At 30.0% G+C, this 25749-nt stretch carries 28 protein-coding genes and 2 tRNA genes; 13 read left to right on the forward strand and 17 right to left on the reverse strand.

The genetic code is table 11. From position 1 onward, the window contains the following. The first annotated feature begins 1 nt into the window (after position 1). Entirely contained in the window at positions 2–1300 is a 1299-nt protein-coding gene (locus tag DUT90_RS07190; protein ID WP_114426492.1) for a nitrate/nitrite transporter, read from the forward strand. Between the two features lie 18 nt (positions 1301–1318). On the opposite strand, the gene DUT90_RS13500 is transcribed toward DUT90_RS07190, so the two are convergent. Both DUT90_RS13500 and DUT90_RS07195 read right to left on the reverse strand, forming a co-directional pair. Further along, positions 1319–1453 (reverse strand): hypothetical protein, encoded by a 135-nt coding sequence (locus DUT90_RS13500; RefSeq protein WP_258848516.1) that lies wholly within the window; start codon positions 1451–1453, stop codon positions 1319–1321. A gap of 4 nt (positions 1454–1457) precedes the next feature. Beyond that, a complete protein-coding gene (locus DUT90_RS07195; RefSeq protein WP_114426493.1) occupies positions 1458–1742 on the reverse strand; it encodes a hypothetical protein in 285 nt (94 codons plus the stop codon). A gap of 267 nt (positions 1743–2009) precedes the next feature. Here DUT90_RS07195 and DUT90_RS13345 point away from each other — a divergent pair, with 267 nt between their 5' ends. The 3 genes from DUT90_RS13345 to DUT90_RS07205 all read left to right on the forward strand — a co-directional run bounded on the left by DUT90_RS13345 (position 2010) and on the right by DUT90_RS07205 (position 3762). Further along, the gene (locus tag DUT90_RS13345; RefSeq protein ID WP_181858157.1) at positions 2010–2147 is read left to right on the forward strand and encodes a hypothetical protein; all 138 of its coding nucleotides are present in this window, start codon (positions 2010–2012) and stop codon (positions 2145–2147) included. Positions 2148–2288: 141 nt separating this feature from the next. Continuing rightward, on the forward strand, positions 2289–2591 hold the full coding sequence (gene hpf / locus DUT90_RS07200; RefSeq protein WP_114426862.1) for a ribosome hibernation-promoting factor, HPF/YfiA family: 303 nt from the start codon (positions 2289–2291) through the stop codon (positions 2589–2591). 52 nt (positions 2592–2643) lie between these two features. Then, positions 2644–3762, forward strand: a complete 1119-nt coding sequence (locus tag DUT90_RS07205; RefSeq protein WP_114426494.1) for an alkene reductase — start codon at positions 2644–2646, stop codon at positions 3760–3762. Between the two features lie 39 nt (positions 3763–3801). Here DUT90_RS07205 and DUT90_RS07210 read toward each other — a convergent pair whose 3' ends face one another. Both DUT90_RS07210 and DUT90_RS07215 read right to left on the reverse strand, forming a co-directional pair. Continuing rightward, a complete protein-coding gene (locus DUT90_RS07210) occupies positions 3802–5169 on the reverse strand; it encodes an NAD-dependent succinate-semialdehyde dehydrogenase (protein WP_114426495.1) in 1368 nt (455 codons plus the stop codon). Between the two features lie 6 nt (positions 5170–5175). Beyond that, positions 5176–6813, reverse strand: coding sequence for an acetolactate synthase large subunit (locus tag DUT90_RS07215; protein ID WP_114426496.1), 1638 nt, complete (start codon positions 6811–6813; stop codon positions 5176–5178). A 222-nt stretch (positions 6814–7035) separates the two neighbouring features. On the opposite strand from DUT90_RS07215, the gene DUT90_RS07220 reads away from it, so the two are divergent. The 4 genes from DUT90_RS07220 to DUT90_RS13505 all read left to right on the forward strand — a co-directional run bounded on the left by DUT90_RS07220 (position 7036) and on the right by DUT90_RS13505 (position 11244). Then, on the forward strand, positions 7036–7545 hold the full coding sequence (locus DUT90_RS07220; protein ID WP_114426497.1) for a redoxin domain-containing protein: 510 nt from the start codon (positions 7036–7038) through the stop codon (positions 7543–7545). 359 nt (positions 7546–7904) lie between these two features. Further along, positions 7905–9719: a VWA domain-containing protein gene (locus DUT90_RS07225; RefSeq protein WP_258848517.1), complete on the forward strand. Its 1815-nt coding sequence runs from the start codon at positions 7905–7907 to the stop codon at positions 9717–9719. 99 nt (positions 9720–9818) lie between these two features. Next, positions 9819–10649, forward strand: a complete 831-nt coding sequence (locus tag DUT90_RS07230; protein WP_114426498.1) for a prohibitin family protein — start codon at positions 9819–9821, stop codon at positions 10647–10649. 469 nt (positions 10650–11118) lie between these two features. Beyond that, the gene (locus DUT90_RS13505; RefSeq protein WP_258848518.1) at positions 11119–11244 is read left to right on the forward strand and encodes a hypothetical protein; all 126 of its coding nucleotides are present in this window, start codon (positions 11119–11121) and stop codon (positions 11242–11244) included. Between the two features lie 72 nt (positions 11245–11316). Here DUT90_RS13505 and DUT90_RS07235 read toward each other — a convergent pair whose 3' ends face one another. The 3 genes from DUT90_RS07235 to DUT90_RS07245 form a co-directional block, all read right to left on the reverse strand. Beyond that, positions 11317–12120, reverse strand: coding sequence for a carboxypeptidase-like regulatory domain-containing protein (locus DUT90_RS07235; protein ID WP_114426499.1), 804 nt, complete (start codon positions 12118–12120; stop codon positions 11317–11319). A 92-nt stretch (positions 12121–12212) separates the two neighbouring features. Continuing rightward, a tRNA-Leu gene (locus DUT90_RS07240) sits at positions 12213–12296 on the reverse strand. A 47-nt stretch (positions 12297–12343) separates the two neighbouring features. Beyond that, positions 12344–12416: transfer RNA gene (locus DUT90_RS07245), tRNA-Lys, on the reverse strand. 95 nt (positions 12417–12511) lie between these two features. Here DUT90_RS07245 and DUT90_RS07250 point away from each other — a divergent pair. Next, the gene (locus DUT90_RS07250; protein ID WP_114426500.1) at positions 12512–13039 is read left to right on the forward strand and encodes a shikimate kinase; all 528 of its coding nucleotides are present in this window, start codon (positions 12512–12514) and stop codon (positions 13037–13039) included. On the opposite strand, the gene DUT90_RS07255 is transcribed toward DUT90_RS07250, so the two are convergent. Then, positions 13019–13525 (reverse strand): phosphoribosyltransferase family protein, encoded by a 507-nt coding sequence (locus tag DUT90_RS07255; RefSeq protein ID WP_114426501.1) that lies wholly within the window; start codon positions 13523–13525, stop codon positions 13019–13021. The two genes, DUT90_RS07250 and DUT90_RS07255, sit on opposite strands and share 21 nt — an antisense overlap. Continuing rightward, the gene (locus DUT90_RS07260) at positions 13522–13902 is read right to left on the reverse strand and encodes an RNA-binding S4 domain-containing protein (RefSeq protein WP_114426502.1); all 381 of its coding nucleotides are present in this window, start codon (positions 13900–13902) and stop codon (positions 13522–13524) included. Before DUT90_RS07260 ends, DUT90_RS07255 begins: the two co-directional genes overlap by 4 nt. A gap of 78 nt (positions 13903–13980) precedes the next feature. On the opposite strand from DUT90_RS07260, the gene DUT90_RS07265 reads away from it, so the two are divergent. Next, a complete protein-coding gene (locus tag DUT90_RS07265) occupies positions 13981–14769 on the forward strand; it encodes an FKBP-type peptidyl-prolyl cis-trans isomerase (RefSeq protein WP_114426503.1) in 789 nt (262 codons plus the stop codon). Between the two features lie 77 nt (positions 14770–14846). Here DUT90_RS07265 and DUT90_RS07270 read toward each other — a convergent pair whose 3' ends face one another. The 5 genes from DUT90_RS07270 to smpB all read right to left on the reverse strand — a co-directional run bounded on the left by DUT90_RS07270 (position 14847) and on the right by smpB (position 18516). Further along, positions 14847–15446, reverse strand: a complete 600-nt coding sequence (locus tag DUT90_RS07270; RefSeq protein WP_114426504.1) for a porin family protein — start codon at positions 15444–15446, stop codon at positions 14847–14849. A gap of 5 nt (positions 15447–15451) precedes the next feature. After that, complete coding sequence (locus DUT90_RS07275) at positions 15452–16405, reverse strand: transketolase family protein (protein ID WP_114426505.1); 954 nt, start codon at positions 16403–16405, stop codon at positions 15452–15454. A 129-nt stretch (positions 16406–16534) separates the two neighbouring features. Further along, positions 16535–17113, reverse strand: coding sequence for a Maf-like protein (locus DUT90_RS07280; protein WP_114426506.1), 579 nt, complete (start codon positions 17111–17113; stop codon positions 16535–16537). A gap of 33 nt (positions 17114–17146) precedes the next feature. Further along, positions 17147–18016, reverse strand: coding sequence for a geranylgeranylglycerol-phosphate geranylgeranyltransferase (locus tag DUT90_RS07285; RefSeq protein ID WP_181858158.1), 870 nt, complete (start codon positions 18014–18016; stop codon positions 17147–17149). Between the two features lie 38 nt (positions 18017–18054). Continuing rightward, positions 18055–18516: an SsrA-binding protein SmpB gene (smpB, locus tag DUT90_RS07290; RefSeq protein WP_114426508.1), complete on the reverse strand. Its 462-nt coding sequence runs from the start codon at positions 18514–18516 to the stop codon at positions 18055–18057. A 93-nt stretch (positions 18517–18609) separates the two neighbouring features. Here smpB and DUT90_RS07295 point away from each other — a divergent pair, with 93 nt between their 5' ends. After that, positions 18610–19338, forward strand: a complete 729-nt coding sequence (locus tag DUT90_RS07295; RefSeq protein ID WP_114426864.1) for a DUF6503 family protein — start codon at positions 18610–18612, stop codon at positions 19336–19338. 174 nt (positions 19339–19512) lie between these two features. Here the strand turns inward: DUT90_RS07295 and DUT90_RS07300 are convergent, their stop codons facing one another. After that, positions 19513–20013, reverse strand: a complete 501-nt coding sequence (locus DUT90_RS07300) for a histidine phosphatase family protein (protein ID WP_114426509.1) — start codon at positions 20011–20013, stop codon at positions 19513–19515. Between the two features lie 94 nt (positions 20014–20107). Beyond that, positions 20108–22714: an ATP-dependent chaperone ClpB gene (clpB, locus tag DUT90_RS07305; protein WP_114426865.1), complete on the reverse strand. Its 2607-nt coding sequence runs from the start codon at positions 22712–22714 to the stop codon at positions 20108–20110. A 155-nt stretch (positions 22715–22869) separates the two neighbouring features. Between clpB and ytxJ the strand changes: the two genes are divergently transcribed. Further along, the gene (gene ytxJ, locus DUT90_RS07310) at positions 22870–23271 is read left to right on the forward strand and encodes a bacillithiol system redox-active protein YtxJ (protein WP_114426510.1); all 402 of its coding nucleotides are present in this window, start codon (positions 22870–22872) and stop codon (positions 23269–23271) included. 59 nt (positions 23272–23330) lie between these two features. Then, positions 23331–24881, forward strand: a complete 1551-nt coding sequence (locus tag DUT90_RS07315) for a DEAD/DEAH box helicase (protein WP_114426866.1) — start codon at positions 23331–23333, stop codon at positions 24879–24881. 46 nt (positions 24882–24927) lie between these two features. On the opposite strand, the gene DUT90_RS07320 is transcribed toward DUT90_RS07315, so the two are convergent. Further along, entirely contained in the window at positions 24928–25749 is an 822-nt protein-coding gene (locus tag DUT90_RS07320) for a hypothetical protein (protein ID WP_114426511.1), read from the reverse strand.

Below are 25749 nucleotides of genomic sequence, written 5' to 3' on the forward strand. Positions count from 1 at the left end.
TTTGAAACCCAATAAATATTCATTTGTCAAACCAGAAAAATGGCCTTTTTTTTACGGTTATGTAATTTTAATTTTTGGCAGCATAGGTGTATTGTTTAGTATACCAGGGCAAACAGTTGGCGTTTCTGTATTTACAGATCCAGTAAAAGATGCCCTAGGTTTAACTAGAAATGAATTTAGTAATGCATATATGATTGGTACGTTAATAAGCGCCTTTTTTGTAACCAAAGCAGGTTTTTTATTTGATAAATTAGGGGCTCGAATAGTTGCTTTTTTTGCAGCCTTTTTTTTAGGAGTATCTTTAATTATTTTTTCTTATTCAGAATTAATTGTAACTAGTTTTACTAGTAAATCTTGGGGTATTCCTTTTGTATTGCTCTGTTTCTTATTCTTTCTAATACGTTTTTGTGGCCAAGGAGTATTAACCATGTCTTCTAGAAATATGGTAATGATGTGGTTTGATAAAAATAGGGGAAAAGTAAACGCAGTAAGTAGTATTTCTATTTCTCTAGGTTTTTCTGCGGCGCCTATTTTTTTAGATTATTTAATTCGTAATAACGGTTGGCAATTAACATGGCAATTATTAGCCATTTCACTATTCATTTTTGCTTTTTTAATACTACAGTTTTTCAGAAATAAACCAGAAGATTTTGGGTTGGTTCCTGATGGTTATTCTGCTAAGGCAAAAAAGAAATCTCCTAAAATAGAAACTATAGATTTTACATTAACTGAAGCAAAAAAAACGAGAGCATTTTGGATGTTTGGTTTGGCATTAACCTTTAGTAGCTTTTTTATTACAGGATTTACATTTCATGTGGTTTCTATTTTTGAATCTGTTTCGTTATCAAAATCAGACGCCATAGCAATCTTTTTTCCAATTTCAATAATTTCAATTTCAACATCAACTGTCGCAAATATTTTGAGTGATTATGTTGCTCATAAATATTATTTATATGTAATGATTATAGGTGGGTTTACAGCTTCTTTTGGTCTACTTTTTTTAGAAGATGATTTTGGTATGTACCTCATATTATTAGGTTTGGGTATTTATAGTGGTCTGTTTGCCGTAGTAAACGCAGTAACTTGGCCTCGTTATTTTGGAAGAAAATTTTTAGGTGCTATAACAGGTAAAGTTGCTAGTTTTTTAGTTGTAGCAAGCGCAATAGCCCCAAGTTTATTTAGTTACTGTTACACAAAATTAGGTAGCTATACTTACATAAGTTATGTGCTAATTACATTTCTGTTTTTCTTAACTTTAGGGTCTTTGAGATTAGAGAAACCAAAAAAAAAGCCAAACTAAATGTTTGACTCTTTTTTACTATTTTCCTTTTCTGTTAGGTATATAATTTATCCCACTTCTTGTATCTCTAACCTTAGTTCCGCTGTCGTTAAAGTTTACCACTAAATTATCTTCTTTCGGCTTTTTATCTTCCTTTATATTTTTATTTTTCATTTTATTACTTTTTAGAGTTAATGGTGTCAATTTCTAAATTTTCATTGTCTTCACTTCCTAAACTATACAATTGATTCTCTTCATCTTTGTAAGCTTTTTCAGTTTTGTTTTTTGGTAAAGTTCTTCCGGGAACATCTAAATCTTTTCCTGTAAAATCAACATCTTTGGCTCTGTTTTTTAAATAGGTATCTTCGCCACCATCATTTCGCAAATGCTGCTCTTTATCACCTAAAATGTTTATATCTTCTTTTGTGATTTCTGAATTGTATTTCTTATTTTGTATTTTCATTATACTGAATTTATAATTAATATATATTTTAATTTTAAGAATGTATGAAACCGTTATTAATCATTTTATGTAAACAAGTTTGTACATTACTACAAGAACAAAAGTAGAAACGGAATTAGCCTTACAATATCGTAAATGATTTAAATTTTATTCCAATCCATTCAATTTAACACTTTTTAAAACTTTACCTTTTTTATTTAACAGGCTGTTAACCCATGCGAAAACTCATTTTTTTTAATTTAGAAATGAATCAAAAAAATATTAAAAATGAGTACAATAAGGGAAAACAAAAAGTTTAAAAGAACAAAAAGACAAGACACTCCTTTGAGTATTAATAGAGAACTAGAAAAGAACAAGGAGTTTAAAATTGATGCTGATACAATCAAAAAAAATCAGAAAAGTTAATTATCAAGTCCTATAACATCTAGGACTTTTTTTAAGCTATACTCAGTGATTTTAGTTATATGAGTTCACTATGTATTTGTTTGAGCTAAGAATAACTTTAGCTTATAGTTAATTTTGAGTGAAACTAAAAAAATAAAAAATATGAATATTAATTTTGAATATCACAATGTAGAAGCTAGTAATAGACTAGAAGAATATACTAAAGATAAATTGGAGAAACTTTATCATAAATTTCAAATGATTGTACGAGCAGATGTCTTTTTTAAAACGGAAAATACATCATCAGATAAAACAGGTATGATATGCAACATTAGATTATCTGTACCTGGTCCAAGATTGTTTGCAGAAGCAAGTCATGAGGACTTTATAGGCTCTATTAATGAGTCTGTAAGTGATTTGGAAAAACAATTGACAAAGAAAAAAGGAAAAATGATGACGTATTAGATTCACTAATACGATTTATCAAAAAAGAAATTCCAATTTAAAAAACAAAAAAATGAAAGATTATTTATTACAGCCATTTAACAATATTACAGATTTACCGTTAAAAAACAGGGTAGTTATGGCACCCATGACAAGAAGTAGAGCAAATAATGAGGGTAACGTGCCTATAAATGATTTACATGGTTTGTATTACGAACAAAGAGCTAGTGCTGGTTTAATAATTACTGAAGGAGCTCAAGTTTCTAAAAGAGCAGTAGGTTATATAAATACAGCAGGAATTTATAGTCAAGAACAAGTCGAAGGGTGGAAAAATGTGACTAAAAGAGTACATGACAAAGGAGGCAAAATCTTCATTCAGTTATGGCATGTAGGAAGAATGTCTCATCCAGATTTTCATAATGGTGAACTGCCCTTAGCCCCATCTGCATTAAATGCAAATGAAACAGTATACACCCCAGAAGGAGAGAAGAAGACGGTTACACCTAAAGAAATGACAGAAAAGGATATTGTAGAAACTATAAACGATTTTAAAACCGCTGCTCAAAATGCCATGGAAGCTGGTTTTGACGGTGTAGAAATACACTCTTCTAATGGTTATTTGATACATCAGTTTTTTAATGCCACTTCTAACCAAAGAACAGATAAATATGGAGGAAGCAAAGAAAACCGAGTGCGCTTCTTTTTTGAAGTTTTAGATGCTATAAAAGAAGTTGTGCCTGAGCAAAAAATAGGGGCTCGATTTAACCCCTCTTTACACGGAATTTTTGGTATGCAGATGGATGAGGAAAGCATACCAACTTTTGAATATATCATAAAAAAATTAAATACGTATAACCTAGCATACATTCATTTATCAGAACCTTTTAATGATGTATCTGATGTGCCATATGCTGTTCAAAATATAGCATCGCATTTTAGACCTCTTTACAACGGTAATATCATTATAAATGCTGGTTTTGATAAAGAATCTGGAAACGAGGTTATCCAAAAAGGTAATGCTGATATGGTAGCTTATGGAAAACCCTATATTTCTAATCCTGATTTAGTTGAAAGGTTTGCGCAAGATGTACCGTTAGCAGATTGGAACGAAGAAACGTTTTACACAACTGGACATAAAGGGTATACAGATTACGAAAGAGCAACAACAGAAAAAGTATTGGAAAATGCTTAACAATAAAAAACCGGAATATTAAATATTCCGGTTTTTTTATTAATCTATCCAAATTGTTTTTGTGTTTACAAATTCTTTAATTCCGAAACTAGACAACTCCCTGCCGTAACCACTATTTTTAATACCACCAAAAGGAAGTCTAGGATCAGAAACCACTAATTTATTTACAAAACTATTACCAGCTTCTAGTTGCAGCGCTATTTTTTCACCTCGTTTTGTATCTCCTGTAATTACACCAGAACCCAATCCAAAAGAAGAATTGTTAGCCAATGCTATAGCCTCTTTATCATCTTTAGCTTTAATCACGGAAGCGACGGGACCAAAAAGTTCTTCATCAAAACCAACCATACCAGGTGTTAAATCTGAAAGAATAGTAGCAGGATAATAAGCTCCTTTTCCTTCAGGAATTTTACCACCTAAAATTAATGTACCTCCTTGAGATATTGTTTTCTCTACTTGTTTGTGTAGTTCGTTTCTCAAATCAACCCTGGCCATAGGACCGTAATAAACCTCTTCATCTGTGGGCTCTCCCATTTTGGCATTTGCCATTTTTTTTGTGAATTGCTCTACGAAATCATCATAAATACTTTCTAAGACAATAAAACGTTTAGCCGCTATACAAGTTTGCCCGTTATTTTGTAAGCGTCCAAAAGTGGCCAAGTCAGTAGCTTTTTCAAGATCAGCATCTTCACAAATAATGTAGGCGTCACTACCACCCAATTCTAAAACGGTTTTCTTTAATTTGTTTCCTGCAATTTTAGCAACAGAGCGTCCTGCAGGTTCACTTCCTGTTAGCGTAACCGCAACAATGTTAGGGTTTTTTATAACCGCTTCCATGTTTTTAGATGAAATGTTTAAATTGGTAAATACACCTCTAGGAAAACCAGCTTCTATAAAGGCCTCTTCTAAAGCAAAAGCACAGCCTTGGACATTAGAGGCATGCTTTAATACACCCGTATTGCCAGTCATGACAGCTGGTGCAGCAAAACGAATAACTTGATAAAATGGAAAATTCCAAGGCATGACAGCTAAGGTTACCCCAAGAGGTTGAAAGGTAACGTAACTTTTTTTAGCTTCGGTTTCTATAATTTCATCTGCAAGTAATTCTTCTATATGATCTGCATAATAATTGCATATTTTTGCACATTTTTCTATCTCACTTCTAGATTGCTCAATTATTTTACCCATTTCTTCTGTGGCTAATTGAGCATATTTTTCTTTATTTTTTTGAAAGATAGCGGCTAGATTGCGCATCAATTTCTTTCTTTCTTCAAAGCTGGTTTGTTTCCAATTAAGATAGCTTTTGTGCGCTTTAGCAATTTTTTTTTCTGCTTCTTTAGCAGAAATTCTTGCATAACTAGCAATCTCTTTTTCTGTTGCTGGATTTATACTTGTTGTAGTTTCCATTGTATTCTAATTTTCTTTTATTAAAACATTTAATATTTCATGATTTAGAGAATAGTCTACCGCTAAATCTATGATGTGTATTCCTTTTTCGTGTATGGTTTTTTGTAAGGTATCAATAAACTCGTCCACTGATTTTGGTTGATATCCTTTTGCACCAAAACTTTCTGCATATTTTGAAAAATCTGGATTTTGATAATCCAAACCATATTTAGGAAATCCTTCTCCTTCTTGTTTCCATTCTATCATTCCGTAAGCATTATCATTCAAAATAATGATGACCAAATCTAATTGCATTCTTACCGCAGTTTCTATCTCCTGTGAGTTCATCATAAACCCTCCATCACCATTGATAGAAATTACTTTTTTGTGAGGGTATAATTCTTTGGCCATCATTGCAGAGGCTAAACCAGCTCCCATAGTAGCTAAGGCATTATCTAAGAGTAACGTGTTTTGAGCATATGCAGGATAATTTCTAGAAAACCAAAGCTTATAAATACCATTATCTAAGGTTACTATACCATCATCTGGCATAATATCTCTGGTTACTTTTACAATTCTTTGGGGTAAAATAGGGAAACGATTGTCATTAAAATATTTAGACAAATGTTTGTTTACTTTTTGTTTTATGTTAATATAAAAATCATTATCCCATTTACCTGCGTGTTTTTTTAATTGATTTGTTAGTTTTTTTACTGTAGAAGCGATATCTCCAATAACATTATGATGCGGAAAATAAACCTCATTTACTTCTGTACTGAAAAAGTTAATATGAATTACTTTTCTTTTATCATCTTTATTCATGATAAAAGGAGGCTTTTCTATAGTGTCATGACCAATGTTTATAATTAAATCAGAATGTTCTATAGCTTCATGTATAAAGTCTTCAGACGATAAAGCGGCTGTACCAATATAAAGTTCATGTCGTTCATCTATAATACCCTTTCCCATTTGCGTATTAAAAAAAGGAATCTGTAATGCATTTACAAATGTTGTTAAGGCTTTAGAAGCTCTTTTTCTATTGGCACCTGCCCCTATTAAAAGTAAGGGCTGTTTTGCTGCTGCAATGATAGAAGCTGCTTTTTTAATGTCTTTTTTATTGGCTGTCGGAATTTTAGGTTCAACTTTGGCAAAAACGTGCATGTCTTCAACTTTTTCTTGTGCTACATCTTCTGGTATTTCTATATGGGTAACACCAGGTCTTTCTTCTTCGGCTTTTCTGAACGCTTCTCTAAATAAAGCCGAGGCATTTTTACCATGGGTTAATTGTTTAGAATATTTGGTTAGGGGTTGAAGCATTTCTACAATATCTAAAATTTGAAAATTACCTTGTTTGCTGCTTTTTATGGGTTTTTGTCCTGTTAACATTACCATAGGCATAGCGCCTAATTGAGCGTAAGCAGCAGGTGTAAATAAATTAGTGGCTCCCGGACCTAAAGTACTCATACAAACACCAGCTTTACCCGTTAGCCTTCCATAGGTAGCTGCCATAAAGCCTGCGCCTTGTTCGTGTCTGGTTAGTATTAATTTTATTTTGGAAGTTCTTAACGATTCCAATAAATCTAAATTCTCTTCTCCAGGTAAACCAAAAATATATGCTACATTTTCATTTTCTAATGCTTTTACTATCAAATCACTCGTTTTCATAAATATTTTTGTTGTTATTTTAAGTAAGTACTACGAAATTAAGGATTAATAAAACCTATTTTATAGAGGAATTAATTAAAAATATGTTAATTTTTTTATTAAATTTTTAAGATTTTGTTAAAGTAGAGTATGAGTTAAAATTCTATTTTTTTGAGTTCACATTATTTGAGGTATAAAATTATGTTTGCAAAAAAGTATAAACTATATTAAATTAAAAAAGGTATGATAAAACCGAGAGAGAAAACCCCGAATTTGCGCATCAACTTAGTAAATGATACACAATGGAATTTACAAGACCAAGACCCAGATAATTTTACTATGATTCTTTTTTACAGAGGCAAGCATTGTCCTGTTTGTAAAAAGCAATTACAAGAATTACAACAAAAAGTAAATGACTTTACAGATAAGGGAATCAATGTAATAGCTATAAGCACAGATACTGAGGCTAGAGCCAAAGAAACCTATAAAGAATGGAAGATAGAAAGCATTCCTCTTGGTTACGAATTTTCAATAGAAGAGGCCCGAAAATGGGGACTGTTTATTTCTGAAAGGGTTAGCGATAAAGAACCAAACACTTTTGTAGAACCAGGTATGTTTATTATTGATAAAGAAAGTAAATTATATTGGAGTTCTATACAATCTATGCCCTTTGCAAGACCTCCATTTGAAGAAGTTTTGAGAGGTATAGATTATATACTGAAAGAAAATTATCCGGCAAGAGGAGAAGCTTAATCATAATAAAAAAGCTATTATTTAACTAATAATAGCTTTTTTATGTATAACACTGTTGATAATAAAATTTTTTAAGAAGAAATTATAGCTATTTCTGTATTTAATTTGCAAATAGATTTTATATTCACATTAATTTTTTTTTATTGTCTTTAATTTTAATTACATATCTATTTGCGGCGTTTTTACTAAGTTTTGCTATTGGCTATTTTCAATATTTTTACAACGTAAAAAATAAGACAATAGTAAATTACGTTTTACTAGTATTAAGGTCTCTAGGTTTTTTTATGCTGTTTGCGTTGTTGATAAACCCTAAAATAAAGACAACACAGACAGATAATGTAAAACCCATACTTTCAATATTGATTGACAACTCTAAATCTATTGCTTACTTTAAAGATACAAGCAGTGTTAATAGCTTTGTAAATCAACTTCAAAACGACAATTTACTAAATGACAAGTTTACCATTAAAAGTTATTATTTTGATGATGATTTATCTATACGAGACAGTCTAAAATTTTTAGGAAATAATACAAATATATCTGAAGCTATTACGAAAGTTAATATGTTGTATGATAATGAAATAGCTCCTATAGTTATATTGTCAGACGGAAATCAAACTGTTGGGAATGATTACAGTTTTACCAATTCAAAACAACCTGTTTACCCTGTAATCTTTGGAGATACAACTAGGCATATAGATCTTAAAATCAATCAGATAAATGTCAATAAATATAGCTATTTGAATAATAAGTTTCCAGTAGAGGTATTACTAAATTATGAAGGTAATGAGTCCGTTACTAGTAAATTTAAGATATTTAACAAATCCAATAACGTTGTTTTTTCAAAGCAATTGCGTTTTTCTGCAACAGAAAATTCAAAATCATTTACTGCAAATTTAACTTCTTTACAAGAGGGAGTGCAATACTATAGAACAAGTTTACAAAAGGTTGAAAGAGAGAAAAATATAAAAAATAATGTAAAAAACTTTTCTATTGAGGTTATTAATGAACAAACTAAAATTCTACTACTAAGTTCGGTTTTACATCCTGATATTGGAGCTTTTAAAAAAGCAATAGAAAGTAACAAACAACGTAAAGTTGACGTTTTCTTGATTGATAATTTTAAAAAAGAAATAAATGATTATCAGTTAGTTATTTTATTTGAAGTGAATAAAAAGTTTAAAAATATAATTGATGCAGTAAAAAGTACTAAAAGTAATTATTTACTAGTTTCTGGAGTGAATACAGATTGGAATTTTATCAATCAAAATGAACTTGGTTTTCGTAAAAATTTCATCAATCAAACAGAAAGTTATAATGCAGATTACAATAGCGCATTTCAAACATATTATCAAAAAGACATTGGTTTTTCTCAATTTCCGCCGCTACAAGATCAATTTGGAGAAATAAAGATTTTAAAAGAGCATCAAACTTTATTAAATCAAAATATTAACGGTGTAGCTACTCAGCAACCTTTATTAATTACTTCAGAAGAAAACAATCAAAAGACTTCAGTTTTATTTGGGCAAGGTATCTGGAAATGGAGAGCCAACAGCTTTTTAAGTACCAATTCTTTTCAAGATTTCGATTCTTTTATTGGAAACCTTATTCAATATTTATCTTCTAATAAAAAGCGAAATCGTTTAGATATTCAAGCTGAAAAATTGTTCGCTGCAAATTCAAACGTAGTATTCAATGCTTTTTATACTGATAAAAATTACAAATTTGATAATAGGGCATCTCTTGAAATTCTAATAACCAGTATAGAATCTAAAGAAACCTTTGCGCTTCCGTTTTCTTTAGACAATAATAACTATAAAACGTCCATTCAAAATTTACCTTCTGGTAGTTATACTTATAAGGTAACAGCTTTAGGACAAAATATTAATAGATACGGTAGTTTTAAGATTACAGATTTTGAAATAGAAGCCCAGTTTACTAGAGCTAATACAGAAAAACTTCTACAGTTAGCCAATAAAACAAAGGGGAAACGATATCATAAAAATGAGTTTGAAAATTTAAAACAAGAGCTACTGGGTAATTCATCTTATTATACAATACAAAATGTTAAATTAAAAGAGAAAAACTTAATCGATTGGAAATGGATTTTATTTCTAATAGTTGCTCTATTTTCTGCTGAATGGTTCATTAGAAAATATTATGGAAAAGTATAGATTTGTTTTGTTCTAACCACTTTTAATAAATATTAAGACAGTACAAATTGTGTTTGATAAACTTATATCGTAAATTTGTTATAACTAAAAAATTAAAAAATGGCAAACAATCAAGTTGATTTAAAATTACCAAAAGGGGGTATTTTTCTTATAATCCTTTTATTTGGTGTTATCATATTGTTTTCTAAATCTACCGTAACTATTGGTCCTGGAGAAGGAGGAGTGGTTTTTGAAAGATTTGGAGACGGTATTAATACAGAAAAAACATACGGAGAAGGATTTCAAATTGTAGCTCCTTGGAATGAAATGATTGTACGTAAAGTTCGTCAACAATCTGTTTCTGATGAAATGAATGTACTTTCTGTAAACGGATTAGAAGTAAAAGTAAGCGGTACAGTTTGGTATGAACCAGAATTTTCCAATTTAGGATTATTGATAAAAACTAAAGGAGAAGATTATGAAAGAGAATTGTTAGACCCTGCTATTAATGCTGCTGCTAGAAGTGTTTTTGGACGGTATACTCCAGAACAATTGTACTCTAGTAAACGTGATGTTATAGAACAAGAAATTTTAGATGAAGTACAAATTCTTTTAAAAGATCAATATTTAATGGTAAAAAGGGTTTTAGTTAAAGACGTAAAATTACCACCAACTATTAGAACAGCAATTGAAACAAAATTAAAGCAAGAACAAGAATCTTTAGAGTACGAGTTTAGAATTGCAAAAGCTAAAAAGGAAGCAGAAAGACAGAGAATTGATGCAGAAGGTAAAGCTGCTGCAAACAAGATTTTAAGTGCATCTTTAACAGATAAAATCTTACAAGAAAAAGGTATTGAAGCCACATTAAAGCTTTCTGAATCTAGCAATAGCAAAGTAGTTGTTATAGGTTCTGGAAAAAGCGGAATGCCTATAATTTTAGGAAATCAATAAAAATTTAGTTTCAAATACAATTTTAAAATCCAGCTTATGCTGGATTTTTTTTGTAACACACTTTACAATTGAACTTAGTAAAATTTGTGTATACTATAAACATTTTAGCTTATAAACTCTAACTTTTTACACGATTTTTTATCTAAAAACCACTATTTCTGATACTTTGAGATTATTTTAAATAACGTTATTTCGATATTACTTTTCTATTATACAAGTGTTATTTAACTGAAAATTATATGATTGTCATTTAGAACATTGCTGAAATTTAAATATATTTAAATTGAAAGTAGCTTACTAAGTAAAAGTGTAGTTGAGAAATATCATATTACTAGTAACAAGTTTTGATGGTTCATTTTTGATGTTAGGACTTTATTAAGAAGAGTTGCTAAAATTTTGTTAAACAGATTTTTACGCGTAACAAAAGAGTAAGGTGTGCGTCATATATGCAATTCAAAAAAACAAACACATGAGAAAACAAAACGATAATGATAATCAGAAAAATAATACTTCTTTAGAGAGCATTAAGTCTAAGAGAATGACATGGAATATTAGAAGAAAATACAACTATAAGTACGTAACTACTGTATTTTAATTGTAGTTAGTTTTAATAGTTGATTGAGGGTCAAGAAATTTCATCGTTTTTTGACTCTCTTCTTTTGTAAAATTAATTTTTAACAGGAATTTTATCTCGTTCTATTTTACCTTTTTTAATGGCTTTGTAGTTTTCATAACAATCTAAAATTGCTTCAATCATCTGTAAATCAGAAGCTTTTTTAATAAAATAGTCAGAGTAATTACAATCTGTTAGCAATTCGGTCAACTCTTGTCTATCCATTTCTAGATATTCCATCATAACCTCTCTATCAAATTTACCAGCCATTATTTTTCTTAAATCATCTTCTTTTTTTAATTTTTTCAACTTTTTAAGTTGTTTGGGTTTTTTTCCAAAGAGATTATATAAAAAATCTACTGGCTGAAACAAAGCAGCAATAGGAGAGGAGAAGTTTTTTCCTTTAGGCCTACCAACTTCATAAGTCTGTGGCAAACCATTAATTTTTATTCTTGTAAACCTATCTTTAGGAACCTGTTTTACATCAATTTCCAAAACCCCTATAAGTTTAGTAGATTTAATCACTACCTCTTTAACTTCTTCTGGCTTTTCGTATAATGCAATTAACAATTCATTTCCTTTCAATAAATCGTTAGTAATCTTTAATTTTATGGAAGCATATCCTAGATAAGAAACTATAATTGTATCGTTAGCTTGCGTTGGTATTTCAAAAAAACCTTTTTCATTAGTAATTGTACCTTGTACTGAATTTAAATTTAGAATATGAGCAGCACTCAAAGGTTTCTTGTTTTCAGCATGAATAATTTGCCCTTTTAAATTCTTCACTTGAAGTGAATCATTCTGAGCATATATTGAAACAGAAACGGTAATAAGTAAAAAAAAGATTATTTTTTGCATAATACTGCAATAATACTAATAAAACAGTTTACAAAGGTTAATTTTTTGTGAAACAGTACGTAAAAATAAAGGAAATATAGGATGATGTTTTGTGCGCACGAGAAGATTCGAACTTCCACAAACTTACGTTTACTGCCCCCTCAAGGCAGCGCGTCTACCAATTCCGCCACGTGCGCGCTTTATATAACCAAAAAAGTTAAGCATGAGCTTAACCTTTTTATTGTGACCGGGCTGGGGCTCGAACCCAGGACCCTCTCCTTAAAAGGGAGATGCTCTACCAACTGAGCTACCAGGTCTGTTCTTAAAACGGTTGCAAATATAACATCAATCATTGGAATTAGAACTGTTTATTTGAAATATTTTTATGCATATTTGTAAAAATATTTATTTAATGAAAATTGTATTATTAGGCTATATGGCGTCTGGAAAATCCAGTATAGGAAGAAGACTTTCTAACTTACTCTCAATGAATTTTTTAGATTTAGATGATTACATTTCTGAACAAGAAAATATGACCATTCCTGCTATTTTTGCTCAAAAAGGAGAAGTGTATTTTAGAACCATAGAACACAAATATTTAAAAGAAGTTTTACAAAAAGAAGAAGACTTTATTTTAGCTTTAGGAGGAGGAACACCCTGTTATGCGGGAAATATGGACAGTGTTAACAAAGATAAAAATTCAGTTTCGATTTATTTAAAAGGAAGCACTCCTACAATGATTGATAGGTTGATTAGAAAAAAAGCCAAGAGACCTTTAGTAGCTTCTTTAGATGACGATAAAATTCCTGAGTTTGTTGCCAAACATCTTTTTGAAAGAAGACCTTTTTATGAGCAAGCCAAACAACACATCTCTATTGATGGAAAAACTAAAAAGGAAGTAGCTGTAGAAATAACTGCATTATTCAACCAAATACGCTAATGCTCCTTTTTCTGAAAATTCTACTTGAACATGTTCTTTAATTGATGTTGATAATGATATTCCTTTAAAATCTGCTTTTACGGGGTATTTTTTATGATTTCTATTAACCAGTACTGCTGTTTTAAAACGCTTTAAAGGCACTTCTAAAAAGTGTTTAACAGCATATATTAATGTAGTGCCAGAATTTAAAACATCATCAACAACTACTAAAGATTTATGTTTATAATCATCAACAGAAAGCGAGGTAGTTATTGCTTCTAAAGGTTTTTTCTTGTTTATAGTTATTTTACAAATAGTAACTTTTAAAGTAGATATTTCTTCTAAAACAGTAATAATTTTTTCTGCCAATACAAATCCATTACCAATTATACCAGCAACAACAACTTCTTTTTCAGAAGCATTTGTTTCATAAATTTGGTAAGCAATACGTTTAATTTTTTGGTCTATTTGAACTTGATTTAAAATTATGTTTTCTGTAGTTGTCATAAGTCTTCTTCTGTATCTTCTTGATAGTTATCTATATCTCTTCTGTCTTTTTTGGTAGGTCTTCCAGTTCCTTTTTTTCTGTAATAATCTTTAGAATATTTTAAAAGATCTGTTTTTTCAAACTCTTCTTTAGGTGTTATGTCTTTTCTATATAAATCTACCAATTTAGCTCCAAGTCTACTTGTAGGTAAATCTAAAACTTTAATTTGATAATTAATTTGATTTTTTCTTATTACAACAATTTCGTCACCAAACACTTCTTTAGAAGGTTTTACAGCACTATTATTTACTTTAACCTGCCCTTTTTTACATGCAGTTGTAGCAATACTTCTTGTTTTAAATAAACGAATACACCATAAATATTTATCTATCCTCATAAAATTAGTTAAAAAACAAAGTTACCCTTTTTACAAAGGTATAAAAATGGTAAATTGCACCCTAAATTTTTAGATTAAATGAATAAATTAAAATTAATACTACTATTATTAAGTAGTATCGTTTTTTATAATTGTGATGATAATAATAGAGGTTTTATCAATCCGTTTGAAGGCACAGATTATGAGCAATTAGCTATCTCTGACAATGATAGTATCTTAAAGTTTTTAAATACGCATTATTATGATGCGGTAACAGATTCTATAAAACTAATTAGTAGTAATGAAACTTCATTGTTTGAAGATAACAACACATTAGAGATTAAGGATTTGGTAGAGAATGATATAAAGTATACTTTATATACATATATTGTAGATGAAGGAGAGCCTAGTGCAGATAAAGGAAATCCTTCTATTGTAGATTCTGTGTTTACAACATATTCTGGTATAGAATTATTAAATAATACTATTGATAGAGATCCTTTTGATAGTAATACTCAAATTTGGATTGGAAATTCTATTGTTGGTTGGGCAAACGGTTTTACAAATTTTAGAAATGGAAATAATATTACTAACAATGGTCCAATAACTTACAATAATACAGGAAAAGGTTTTATTTTTATTCCTAGTGGTTTAGCTTATCCTTCTTTAGATTTCGTTTTTGGTCAAAATGATCCTAATGCACTTCCCTACGATAGAATATTAGTTTTCAAAATAGAATTATTAGATTTTGTTGTAGACACAGATCATGATAACGACGGTGTGCCTTCTATACAAGAAGATGCTAATGGAGACGGAAATCCTAGAAATGATTTTAGTGACCCTAATTTTCCTACAAGACCAGATTATCTAAATCCAAATATAAAATAAGATTTAAGAAAAGAAATAGACATAAAAAAAGCTCTTGAAATTATTCAAGAGCTTTTTTTACAGTATACTATTTTTATTTAAAGTCTGTATGATAAGCCTACAATAATTTGATTAATTCTAGTATCAAAACGTTGTGAAACTGTACCTGATAAAAAGTTAGATTCTACATCAGAAAATGCTCTTTCCCATCTTACATCTATCCCTAATTTACCCAATTCAATTCCGCCTCCAAATTGTAATCCAACAGTAAATCCATCTGTTTCAACTTCAGAAATATCACTAAAACTAAAGTCAGACCCCAAAACATATTGAAATGACGGTCCTATAAAAACATTACCCACACTAAAAATCTTTTTACCTAATAATACAGGAATGTCAATTTTTTGAAAATTAAATTCTGTTGTATTTCCAGAAGTTTTAAAACGAACTTCATTACTAAGATTTGTATACACTAATTCTGGTCTTAAATACAAACCTATAACTGGTATTTTAAAACGCAACCAAATACCTGCATGGTAACCAGTTCTACTTTCTGCACCTTCAAAAAGATCAGTTTGAACTTCATTAATAGAATTAGAATTGTAATTTACGCCTCCTTTAATACCAAAAGCTGCTTGAGCATTTAATGTTTGGCTTAATCCAAAAGCCAAAAACATCATTAACATTATTTTTTTCATATATGTTATTTTCTAGAAATTACTTTTTTAGCAGCTTTAATAACTGCATTAGCATCTAAACCATATTTAGCCATTAACTGGTCTGGTGTACCAGACTCACCAAAAGTATCGTTAGTTGCAACAAACTCTTGCGGAGTAGGTGTATTTAGTGCTAACGTTCTAGCAACACTTTCTCCTAAACCACCTAACTTATTATGTTCTTCTGCAGTAACTATGCAACCTGTTTTGGCTACTGAATTTATAATAATTTCTTCATCTAAAGGTTTTATAGTATGAATATTAATTACTTCTGCAGAAATTCCTTGAGCTTCTAATTGCTCTGCAGCTTGCAAAGACTCCCAAACTAGATGACCAGTTGCTACTATAGTAACATCTTTACCTTCTGTTAATTGAATACCTTTACCCACAATAAATTCTTGGTCTTCTGGCATAAAAATAGGCACTTTTGGCCTACCAAAACGCAAGTAAACGGGACCTTCATGTTCAGCTATAGCTATAGTTGCAGCTTTAGTTTGGTTGTAGTCGCATGGATTAATAACGGTCATGCCTGGTAGCATTTTCATCAAACCTATATCTTCTAATATTTGGTGTGTTGCGCCATCTTCACCCAAAGTTACACCTGCATGAGATGCACATATTTTTACATTTTTATCTGAATATGCAATTGATTGACGAATTTGATCATACACTCTACCAGTAGAAAAATTAGCAAATGTTCCTGTAAATGGTATTTTACCACCAATTGTTAAACCAGCTGCTATACCCATCATGTTTGCTTCTGCAATTCCTATTTGGAAAAAACGATCAGGATTTTCTTTAATAAATTGATCCATCTTTAAAGAACCAATTAAATCTGCACATAAAGCAACAACGTTTGGGTTTGTTCTTCCTAATTCTGTTAAACCATCACCAAAACCAGAACGTGTATCTTTTTTTTCTGTGTATGTGTATTTTTTCATTATAAATGTTGTGTTGTAAAATTCCGCGTAAAAATAACCTTTTATTTTGCTTTTGAGAAGAAAAAGTAGCTTAGAAAAAAGATTTTTTTAACATTTCTTTATATTATAAAATTGTTTTTACGGTTAATATTATAATTTCATTAATTCGTCATAAAGTTTGTGTACAGGTAAACCTACCACATTAAAGTAACTTCCTTTAATTGTTTTTATACCTATAAATCCAATCCATTCTTGAATTCCGTATGCACCAGCTTTATCAAACGGTTGGTAATTTTTGATATAATACGTTATTTCTTCATCAGTAAGTTTTTTAAAAGAAACTGTGGTAGTGTCATTTATCACTTTTTGAAAATGATTATTTGTAATACAAACAGAGGTAATAACTTGATGTTCTTTACCAGATAAAGATTGTAACATTTTAAATGCTTCTTGTTCGTCTTTAGGTTTGCCCAAAGCTTTGTTATCTAACCAAACGATGGTGTCTGAAGTTATTAGTAAGTCTCTATCTGTAAGTGTATTAAATGCTTTAGATTTAAGAGTAGCTAAATAGTCTGTGATTTGGTTACCTTTTAATTCTTTAGGATAAACTTCTTTAATTTCTTTAAGCTGAATTGTAAAATCTAGGCCTAAATCTTTAAAAAATTGTTGTCTTCTAGGAGATCCAGAAGCTAAAATAATGGTATAATTTTTTAATTTTTCGTTTAACATTTATATATATGTAATTAGTTAATTATAAATAAATTAAATGTTTTTCAAATCTATAAAGTTGAATAATATCATAGATATGATACCAAAAAACATTATTATTTTTAATAGTTTACTAAGTTTTGAATATTCTCTTTTACTTTCTATTTTCCATAACACATACATAAAATATACTAATGGAAGTACTATAAAAATAACACTATAAGTAACAAAAATAATCTCTTTATGTAACAACTGTAAAATTAAAAGTAACCCAAAAAGTAAAACAGCGGCAAAGAAAAAAGCGACTTTAGAAGCTCTTTTTCTGCCAATTAAAATGGGTAATGTATGTGCGTTCAACTTTGTATCTCCGTTTATATCTTCTATATCTTTAATAATTTCCCTTATTAAAGTAGTTAAAAATGAAAAAATATAATAAGCAACAAATACTATTTTTAAAGAAACCAAACTGGAGTTTTTTATAAAATAAGCACTTTCAAATTCTACAACCAAATAGATTACCAGTGTACAGAGCACAGCAATTGTGAGATTACCAATTAACGCAATCTTTTTTAAATATTTAGAATATAAAAAAAGTATACCAATTGTGCCTATAAAATAAAAAGAATAATAGGGGAGTTGTGTAGTTAAAGAAATATAAACGCCTGTAATAAAACCGAACAATATACCTAAAAAATAAAAAATCCAAGCCTTTTTTTTACTTACTAAAACCTCTATAAATAGTTTTTGAGGTTTGTTAATTTTATCGGCATTTATATCAAAAATATCATTAATAATATAACCACTAGCTGTAATTGATAAAACACTAAACACTAAAATAAAAAACTGAAAAACAGACAAATGAGAATTGTCAAAAAAAACTTTAATTAACGCATACTTGGTTAAAACCATCGTTAATAAAACCATCAAAAGATTTTTATAACGAATCAGTTTTAAAATAGCCATTATGCGTTAAAACTCTTTTTAATTCTTGCTAAATCACGCTTGTTGTCTCTGTCTTTTATAACATTACGCTTATCATGAGTTTGTTTTCCTTTTGCAAGTGCAATTTCTAATTTAGCAAATCCTCTTTCATTTATAAATAAACGTAATGGTACAATAGTATTTCCTTTAGCTTCTACATCTTTTTTAAGACTTCTCAATTCACGCTTGTTTAGTAACAAACGTCTTTCACTTTTGGGATTATGATTAAAATGATGCCCAAAAATATACTCTTGAATATACATATTTACAATAAAAAGTTCTCCACGCTCATTAAATTCACAAAAACTTTCTGTAATTCTGGCTTGACTATTTCGAATTGATTTTATTTCTGTACCTGTCAATTGAATTCCTGCAATATATTTATCCAGGATTTCAAATTCGAAACGAGCTTTTTTATTTTGTATGTTGATTTTTTTCTGCATATTCGTCTTCACAAAAGATTAACAAATATACGTTTTTACTTCGGTCAAAGAAATGTAATTTTGAAAACTATTTTCAATCAAACAAAAACCATAATGCGGTATTTTTTACTAGTATTTTCTGTACTAATTTTCTCTTGCAATCCTCAGAAAAATAAAATTCAAGCTGAGAATATTATAGATCAAACTATTATATACTCGGGGTCTAATAGGGTGTCTAACTCAGATATTTCTTTTGTGTTTAGAGATAAATTCTATACCGCAGTTAGGGCCAAAGGAAACTTTACTCTAACCAGAAGTTTTGATGATATTAAAGATGTTTTAACAAATAATGGTTTTACAAGATTTGTAAACGGCAGTAAAGTTGATTTGTCTCAAGAAGACATTAAAAAATATACAGGAGCAGTAAATTCTGTGCATTATTTTTCTGTTTTACCACATGGTTTGCATGATGAAGCTGTGCATAAAAAATTACTAGCTAATACTACTATTAAAGGCGAAGATTATTTTAAAATTCAAATTACTTTTGATGAAGATGGAGGAGGAGAAGACCACCAAGATGTTTTTATTTATTGGGTTGGTAAAGAGGATTATCTTATAGATTATTTTGCCTACTCTTATGAAGTAAATGGAGGTGGTATACGATTTAGAGCTATTAAAAATGAGAATTATATTGGTGGAATTAGATTTGTAGATTATTACAACTACAAACCCAAAAACAACACGATAACTTTACAAAATATTGATAAAGCGTTTGTTGATGACGAATTAGAGATGGTTTCTGAAATTGTTTTAGAAAAAGTGAATGTAAAACCTTTTTATTAAGTAAGATTGTCTATTAGTTTATTTTGATGGAATTTTGTCAAATCAGAACTTTACGATTGAATTGAATAAAAAACTTTGGATTCTAAAGTAGTTTTTTATGTGATTTTTTCATCAAAAAATCACTACAACCAATACTTTTTAAACCAATAATTTAAGACCTAAATTTACAACGGTTTAATATTCTATTTTTTTAATGCTACTCATGATCTTGCCTCCAGAAATACTAACAATATAGAGGCTATAATTGTCATTATCGTTCATAAATGCATACTTTTTTTTACCTAAAATTGCGTTTGCAAACATTGGTGTGGTATTGCTATGACCAACAATTAACACTGTTTTTCCTTTTGTGTTTTGTTGAAAAATAGAATCGTACAATTTAGCAGGATTGTACGTTATAATTTGAATGTTTTTGCTTTGAGCTGTTGGTTTTGCAGTTTGTAATGTTCTAGTATAGTTGGTTGAATATACAGCATCTAAATCGATGTTTTTAAAATAAGCAGCCCATTTTTCTGCCCTTTCTTTACCTTTTAAATTTAAATTAGGATTTCTGTTTGTTGCATCTGATCTGTCTTTTTCTGCATGACGAATTAAGTAATAGGTTGTACTTTTATTAGAAGAACATGACAATAACAAACTAAAGGTAAAAGCAAGTAAAAATATAATTTTTCTCATAATAAAAACTTTGATACTGCTAAATATACGTAAAAAGAATACGGTGCTTTTAGTAGCACCGTATTTTATTAATTACAAATTGCTTTTAAAAATATTAATTCTCTACCAAATCAGATTGATTTCTAAAAACCAATTGGTCATCAAAAGCATCTAATAAAATGATGCTATCTGTTGTAATTTTTCCAGCTAAAATTTCTTTAGACAATTGATTTAAAACTTCTTTTTGAATGACTCTTTTTACAGGTCTTGCACCAAATTCTGGTTGATATCCCTTCTTAGCTAAATATTTGATAGCTTCATCTGTAGCATCTAAAGTTATCTCTTGTTTACCAATCATTTTTTTGAGTTGATCTAACTGCAAGCTTACAATCTGGAAAATATCTTTTTGATTCAGTGGTGTAAACATAATAACATCATCAATTCGGTTTAAAAATTCTGGTCTTACAGATTGCTTTAACAAACCTAAGACTTCAATTTTAGCCAACTCTGTTACTGCATCTATATCTGCTTTAGCATCTGCAAATTTTTCTTGAATAATATGACTTCCCATATTAGAGGTCATAATGATGATGGTATTTTTAAAATCTGCCACACGCCCTTTGTTGTCAGTTAATCTTCCTTCATCTAAAACTTGTAACAAAATATTAAAAGTGTCTGGATGTGCTTTTTCAATTTCATCTAGCAATACTACAGAATAAGGTCTTCTTCTAACAGCTTCTGTCAATTGTCCGCCTTCATCATAACCAACATATCCAGGAGGTGCACCAACCAATCTACTTACAGAGTGGCGCTCTTGGTATTCGCTCATATCAATTCTTGTCATCGCATTTTCATCATCAAACAAATACTCAGCTAACGCTTTGGCTAATTCTGTTTTACCAACACCTGTTGTACCTAAAAATAAAAAGCTACCTATAGGTTTAGATGGGTTTTGTAAACCAGCTTTAGAACGTCTAACTGCATCTGAAATTGCAACAATAGCTTCTTCTTGACCCACAACTCTTTTGTGCAATTGATGTTCTAATTTCAATAATTTTTCACGTTCAGATTGAATCATTTTTGTAAGAGGAATACCTGTCCATTTTGCAATAATTTCTGCTATGTCTTCATAAGTAACTTCTTCTTTAATTAAAGAACTACCATTCTGATTTTGAGCTAATATTTCTTGATATTCTTCAAGTTTATTTTGAGCTTCTTTTATCTTACCATATCTAATTTCTGCAACTTTACCATAATCTCCTTCTCGTTCTGCTTTTTCTGCTTCAATTTTAAAATTTTCAATATTAGATTTTGCAATCTGAATATTGTCTACAACCTCTTTTTCAGATTTCCATTTCGCATTAATTGTATTTCTTTCTTCTTTAAAGTTTGCCAACTCAGAACGTAAAGATTTTAGTTTTACTTCGTCTTTTTCTCGTTTAATCGCTTCAATTTCAATTTCTAACTGCATTATTTTACGATCTAAAACGTCTAATTCTTCAGGTTTAGAGTTGATTTCCATACGTAATTTAGAAGCAGCTTCATCCATTAAATCTATGGCTTTATCTGGTAAAAAACGATTGGTTATATAACGTTGAGATAACTCTACCGCCCCAATAATAGCTTCGTCTTTGATACGAACTTTATGATGTGTTTCATATTTTTCTTTAATTCCTCTTAATATAGAAATGGCACTTTCTGTATCTGGCTCATCAACTAAAACCTTTTGAAAACGACGCTCTAAAGCTTTGTCTTTTTCGAAATATTTTTGATATTCATCTAAGGTAGTTGCACCAATAGCGCGCAACTCTCCTCTAGCCAAAGCAGGTTTCAAAATATTTGCTGCGTCCATAGCTCCTTGTCCACCACCAGCACCTACAAGCGTATGAATTTCATCAATAAAAAGCACAATATCTCCTTCTGAAGTAGTTACTTCTTTTATGACAGATTTTAAACGTTCTTCAAATTCACCTTTATATTTTGCCCCAGCAATTAAGGCGCCCATATCTAAAGAAAAAATAAGTTTATCTCTTAAGTTTTCTGGTACATCACCATCTACGATTCTATGTGCTAAACCTTCTGCTATAGCAGTTTTACCAGTACCAGGTTCTCCAACTAAAATAGGGTTGTTTTTAGTTCTACGAGATAGAATTTGTAGTAATCTTCTAATTTCTTCATCTCTACCTATTACTGGATCTAACTTTCCGTTTTGAGCTAATTCGTTTAAATTTTTTGCATATTTAGTTAGCGCGTTATAGGTTTCTTCTGCGCTTTGAGAAGTTACTCTTTCTCCTTTACGTAATTCATCAATAGCCGATTTTAAATTTTTTTCTGTCACTCCTTGATCTTTTAAAACCTGAGCAATATTAGATTTTGATTTAAAAATGGCTAAAATTAAATGCGCTATAGAAACATAATCATCTTTCATTTTAGTAGCAATGATAGACGCTTCATTTAGTGTTTTACTAGCTTCTCTAGATAGCATTAAATCTACTCCGGTTACTTTAGCAAAACTTTGCAATTGTTTGTCTAGTATTTGGCTAACAATAGCAATATTGATATTCAATTTTTTCAATAGAAAAGGAAGTACATTTTCATCAACTTGTGTTAAAGCTTTAAAAATATGTTCGTTTTCTATTTGGTTATGACCAAAACCTTGCGCAATCTGTTGCGCCATTTGTATGGTCTCCTGAGATTTTGTTGTATAATTATTAAAATTCATAATTCTTTTTTTATTTTCCTCTAGTAAGTCAATTATAATACCATCAATATAAAAAATCGAAAACAAGTCAATTTGTCTTGCAATTAAGCATGTAAACTGACTTTTTGACTGATGAAAGTTTTATATCTTTACGACGACTTATAAAGAAAATACAAATGGGATTATTAAATAGTATGTTTGGAAATAAAAAAAATAAAGAGCCTAAAGTAGTACGTAAATCGAATCTTAATTGGATTCCGTTAACTTCTTTAGATCAATTAAAGACAATCAAAGAACAATCTAAAACGGAATCTATACTTATTTTTAAACACTCTACACGTTGTGGTGTTAGTAGTATGGTTATCAAGCAATTTGAAGCTTTATTTCAGGAAGAACATCAACGTTTAAAGGTGTATTATTTAGATTTATTAAACTACAGAAACATTTCTGATGAAGTAGGGTATACCTTTCAGGTAATGCATCAATCTCCACAATTAATTGTTGTAAAAAACGGAGTAACTGTGCTTCATACTTCACATTATGATATCACTACTGTAGATTTAACAAGATTTCTATAGCATAAACTTGCATAAAACCTTATTTAAATCGTATTTTTGTGTCTTAAATTTTTATGCTCTTGGCAGATACAAATACGACAAACACTACAACAGGTAAAGAATTATACGGTTATCAAAAAGATGCGCTTCATGAAATTTTTAAGCGCTTTGAAACTGCCCCAGCAGATTACCATTTGCTGTATCAATTGCCTACCGGTGGTGGTAAAACAGTAATCTTTTCTGAAATTGTTAGACGTTATTTAGAAACTTTTAAAAAGAAAGTTTTAGTCTTAACGCATAGAATAGAATTAAGTAAGCAGACTTCTAGAATGCTTGGTGAGTTTGGCGTTACAAATAAGATTATAAATTCGACCGCAAAATTAGATGATCAGCATGATTTTGACTGTTTTGTGGCTATGGTAGAAACGCTAAAAAACCGCCTAAATGATGATAAATTAGATATTTCAGACATAGGTTTGGTAATTGTAGATGAAGCACATTACAATTCTTTTACAAAAATATTTAAGTTTTTTAACAACTCTTTTATTCTAGGTGTTACAGCAACTCCTTTAAGCTCTAACATAAAATTACCTATGTATGAGAACTATCAAGAGCTGTTTGTAGGAGAATCCATTCAAGATTTAATAGATAGTGGTTATTTAGCCAAGGCCAACATGTACTCTTACAATGTAGGTTTAACTTCTTTAGAGGTAGGTGCTAATGGAGATTATACTGTAAAATCATCAGAAGATTTATATACCAATTCAGACATGTTGTCTAAATTAGTTTCTGCATATGAAGAAACTGCTAAAGGAAAAAAGACTTTAATTTTTAACAATGGTATACATACCTCTATTCAAGTTTTTCATGCCTTTAAAAAGGCAGGATATCCTATTGCACATTTAGACAATACCAATACTAAAAAAGAACGCGAGTTAATTTTACGTTGGTTTCATAAAACACCAAATGCAATTATTACATCTGTAAGTATCTTAACCACTGGTTTTGATGAGCCTAGTATAGAAGCTATAATATTGAATAGAGCAACAAAATCGTTAACCTTATACTACCAGATGATTGGGCGTGGTTCTCGTATTTTTGGAAATAAAAGTACGTTTGATGTTATAGATTTAGGAAATAATTTTTACAGATTTGGACCTTGGGGTGCAGATTTAGATTGGCAAAAAATGTTTAGAGCGCCAGATTATTATCTAAACGCTATACTTTCTGATGAAGAAATTGAAAGCACTTTTCGTTACGAACTACCCGCAGATGTAAAAAAAGAATTTGCAAAGTCTGAAGACACTTATTTTGATATGAAAAAAGTGTATATAGACACTATTAGAGCGGGAGAATCTTCTAAACGTGTATTGGAGAAATCTATAGAACACCATGCAAAAATGTGTATAGAAAACAGCGAAGATGTATTTGATGCTTTAATTCTTTCTAAAAAATTAGGTGAAGAAATAGACGACAGAATCAACAGATACGCAAAATGTATTTCTAAAAGTACCCATAACTTCGTTACTTGGTTAAAAGACGACTATCGTAAAAAATTACATACATATCTTAGAAATAATTTTGATAGAGACTTTGAGAAAATATTTGGGCATCCACCTTTGGATGAATAACAATTTTAAAGCGCTTTAACAAGTACATTTATTATTTTGATTATTTTTAATTTTTATATGGGAGTTGCATTCCAGAATTTGTTGTGCATTTGATATCTATAGAAACGTCGAACGTTTCGCTTACAGAGCTTCCATCGCATTTATCGGCAATTACTTTTAACTTAAATTTACTTATTCGGTTTGTATTAGTTGGAGGTGTAATAGTAAACTCATCACTAAGCCTAACTAAACCATCAGAACTAGAATTGGTATATTGAAAATATTTGGTAGTTGTTGACCCTAAGGTTCCATTTGAGAAAACAGGTCTATATTCTAACCTATAATTCAATATATTGTCTGACTTTCTAATATCTAATACTGGATCTGTAACATCTCCAAAACACAATCTATGTTTTGTGGAATCTGTAATTGTATTTAAATCATTATTTTCTGTAAGATATACTTCTAGATTACTATTTAAATAATTTGACGATGTTGGCCAACCAAATTGTTGAGACTGACAACTGGTTGCCCCCCCTGCAAAACCAAATTTTATGTAAAATGCCTGAATTGCTCCCGGTGTATTAAAACACCAACTAAAATAAGGTTGACCTAACTGATTAACACCATTATAAACAAAAGTTCCTAATGGTGTTGATGGTGAAAGTTGTTCGTAAACAAAATAAGTGTCAGTTCCAACATTAAAACCATTGGGAAAACCATTGGGTAATGTTAATGTAGCTCTATTTTGTGCACATAAAGAATTAGCACAAAACTCTGAGATTTGAACATCTATAGGATTTCCTGATAATGATAAACAGGTATTGGGTTGTTGACACGAGATCAGTATAAGAAAAAAAATAACGAAAAAGTAGTTTCTGATTTTCAT

The sequence above is a fragment of the Polaribacter sp. WD7 genome (assembly GCF_003335085.1).
In the GTDB taxonomy this organism is placed as follows: Bacteria; Bacteroidota; Bacteroidia; order Flavobacteriales; family Flavobacteriaceae; genus Polaribacter.